Source organism: Nocardiopsis sp. TNDT3 (assembly GCF_003427465.1).
In the GTDB taxonomy this organism is placed as follows: Bacteria; Actinomycetota; Actinomycetes; order Streptosporangiales; family Streptosporangiaceae; genus Nocardiopsis; species Nocardiopsis dassonvillei.
In genome coordinates this window covers 1-2,805 of sequence record NZ_QPFC01000925.1, presented here as the reverse complement: position 1 = coordinate 2,805, position 2,805 = coordinate 1, and the positions used below count along the sequence as shown (strand labels likewise).

3 protein-coding genes are annotated in these 2,805 nt (G+C 73.6%); all 3 read left to right on the top strand.

Annotated features, from left to right (window positions below; genetic code table 11):
- Window positions 1–202 precede the first annotated feature (202 nt).
- The 3 genes from meaB to DQW06_RS21790 all read left to right on the top strand — a co-directional run bounded on the left by meaB (window position 203) and on the right by DQW06_RS21790 (window position 2,786).
- The gene (gene meaB / locus DQW06_RS21800) at window positions 203–1,321 is read left to right on the top strand and encodes a methylmalonyl Co-A mutase-associated GTPase MeaB (RefSeq protein ID WP_117199209.1); all 1,119 of its coding nucleotides are present in this window, start codon (window positions 203–205) and stop codon (window positions 1,319–1,321) included.
- A gap of 419 nt (window positions 1,322–1,740) precedes the next feature.
- Window positions 1,741–2,112 carry an STAS domain-containing protein gene (locus tag DQW06_RS21795; RefSeq protein ID WP_013156533.1) on the top strand — a complete coding sequence of 124 codons (372 nt, stop codon included), beginning with the start codon at window positions 1,741–1,743 and terminating at the stop codon, window positions 2,110–2,112.
- Window positions 2,113–2,150: 38 nt separating this feature from the next.
- Complete coding sequence (locus tag DQW06_RS21790) at window positions 2,151–2,786, top strand: bifunctional 2-polyprenyl-6-hydroxyphenol methylase/3-demethylubiquinol 3-O-methyltransferase UbiG (RefSeq protein WP_071621076.1); 636 nt, start codon at window positions 2,151–2,153, stop codon at window positions 2,784–2,786.
- The last annotated feature ends 19 nt before the right edge of the window (window positions 2,787–2,805 follow it).

Here is a 2,805-nt window from a genome sequence, read left to right as displayed (position 1 = left end):
CGGGGCGGACGAGTGCGCGGCGGACCGGGGCGCGGCGTGTGTGGACGCGGTAGCGGAGGGCGCGTCGGCGGAGGAGCGCTGCGGACCGCGACGCGGCGGAGGGAAACCGCGTCCGCGGAGGACGCGGCGGGCGAGGGCCCGGCGGGGGCAGGACCAGCCGGGCCGGGACGCGGCCTCCGGGGCCGGGAAGAGGGAGGCAGGCGTGGCGGAGCAGGGTTCCGTGCCGGGCGCGCGGCGTTCGGGGCGGCGCCGCCCGGTGGACGTGGACGCCCTCGCCGAGGGGGTCCTGGCCGGGCACCGGCCCACCCTCGCGCGGGCGATCACCCTCGTGGAGTCCCGCCGCCCGGACCACGCGCGCGCCGCGCAGGAACTGCTGGTGCGGCTGCTGCCGCACACCGGCGGGGCCCGCCGGGTGGGGATCACCGGGGTCCCCGGCGTCGGCAAGTCCACGTTCGTCGACGCGCTGGGCACCCGGCTGACCAAGGCCGGGCACCGGGTGGCGGTGCTGGCCGTGGACCCCTCCTCCACGCGCACCGGAGGCAGCATCCTGGGTGACAAGACCCGGATGGAGCGCCTGGCGGTGGACCCCGACGCGTTCATCCGGCCCTCGCCCACGGCGGGGACCCTGGGCGGCGTCGCCCGGGCCACGCGGGAGACCATGCTGCTCATGGAGGCGGCCGGGTTCGACGTGGTCCTGGTGGAGACGGTGGGCGTCGGCCAGTCCGAGGTCGCGGTCGCCGCCATGGTGGACTGCTTCTGCTTCCTCACGCTGGCCCGCACGGGCGACCAGCTCCAGGGCATCAAGAAGGGCGTGCTGGAGCTGGTGGACGTGGTCGCCGTCAACAAGGCCGACGGACCGCACGCCGACGACGCGCGCAAGGCGGCCCGCGAGCTGTCGCGGGCGCTGCGGCTGCTCCAGCCGGTGCACCCGGACTGGCGTCCGCCGGTACTCACGTGCAGCGGTCTGACCGGCGACGGGCTCGACGAGGTGTGGGACGCCGTGACCCGGCACCGCGCGGTGCTGGAGAGCGACGGCGCGCTGGCCGAGCGCCGCAGCCGCCAGGGGGTCAGCTGGATGTGGGACCAGGTCCGCGACCAGCTCATGGACGCGTTCCTGCGCGATCCCCGGGTGTCCTCGCTCCTGCCCGGGACGGAGGAGCGGGTGCGGTCGGGGGAGACCACGGCGACCCTCGCCGCGCGCACGCTGCTGGACTCCTTCACCCGGGGCCGCGGGGTCCGTCCGACGGGTGAACCCGGAGGCGGCGCGGGGCCGGAGCGCGGCACGGAGCCCTCCCGGGAGCCGGGTTCGTCCGACGGGTGAACGCCGGGGAGGCGCGGTGCCGGGGCGCCGTCCGCCTCCCCCGGCCGGGACGCGGGTTTCGTCCATCGGGTGAACGTCCCGTGACGGCGGCGCCGCCGTGCAGCGCTGCCCGGGTGTCCACGGCACATCCCATGTCATGAAATGTCCCGGGGACAACGGTAGATAACGGGCGCTCACCGCCGAGTTCGTGCCCAGGAGGCGAAAATTTCTTCCGGTATGCCATTCCCGAACGGGCGGTTCGCTTATACCGTGTGTGTCCAACGACTTACCAGGCTCGCGGACGTACCATACGCTCCCCCCTGACGTCGGACCGGCTCTGTGGGAGTGGCGCCGGTCCGGGTGGGCGTGGTCCGCCGGTCTGCGTATGGTTAAGCGAAGGGACCCCTCACCATCTCAACGTGGGGCCGGGAGGAGTGAACGTGCACAGGCTTGGGCTGAGCACGCGGGTGGAGAGCCGCAGTGTCATCGTCGCGATCGAGGGAGAACTCGACATCGCGACCGCCGCCGACCTCCAGGAACACATCCAGTCCGCCGTCGAGGACCACGGTCCTTGGCTGATCCTGGACCTGTCCGCTCTGGACTTCATGGACTCCAGCGGTCTGAACGTCATCATCAACGCCTACAGAACCGTCCGTGAACTGGGCGGATCACTGGCGCTGGCCGCTCTGAACGAACGCGTCACCAAGGTCGTCCGCCTGGTCGGCCTGCACCGCCAGGTCCCGGTCCACCAGACCGTGGCCACCGCCGTCGCCGCCATGGAGGCACTGGAGGCCAAGCGCCAGGCCGGATAGCCTCCGGGCGTATGGGTCCAGTCCTTCCCCCGAGTCCCGTGGACATCTCCTGGGACCACAACAGCCACTACCACGAACACCTCCTCCGCCACGTGCCCCCGCACTGCACCCGAGCGCTCGACGTCGGGTGCGGCGGCGGTAGGTTCGCCAGGGTCCTGGCCTCCCGCGGGATCGCCGTCGACGCGATCGACCCCGAACCGCGGATGGTCTCCATGGCCCGCGAACGCACGCCCGTCCGGCTGCCGGTCCACTACCGCGTGGCCGCGCTGGAGGAGACGGAGCCGCCTCCCGGGGGGTACGGGTTCGTCAGCTCGATCGCCAGCGTCCACCACATGCCGTTCGGGCCCTCGCTCGAACGGATGGCCGCCGCCCTCGCCCCCGGCGGCACGCTGGCCGTCCTCGGCCTGTACGCCGAGAGGGGCGCCGCCGACGTCGCGACCGGCCTGGCCGCACTGGGCCCGCAGTGGGTGGTCGGCGCCGGTCTGCGGCTGGGCCGCGCGCTCACCGGCACGCCGAACCCGCACGAGGTGGGACCCACCGCCGAGATGCCGGTGCGCGACCCGGAGATGGGTCTGCGCGAGATCGCGGAGGAGGCCGGTGAGGTGCTGCCCGGCGCACGTCTGCGGCGGCTGCTGTTCTGGCGCTACTCCCTGGTCTACACGCGACCGGCCTGACCCCTTTCGAGGTCAGGCC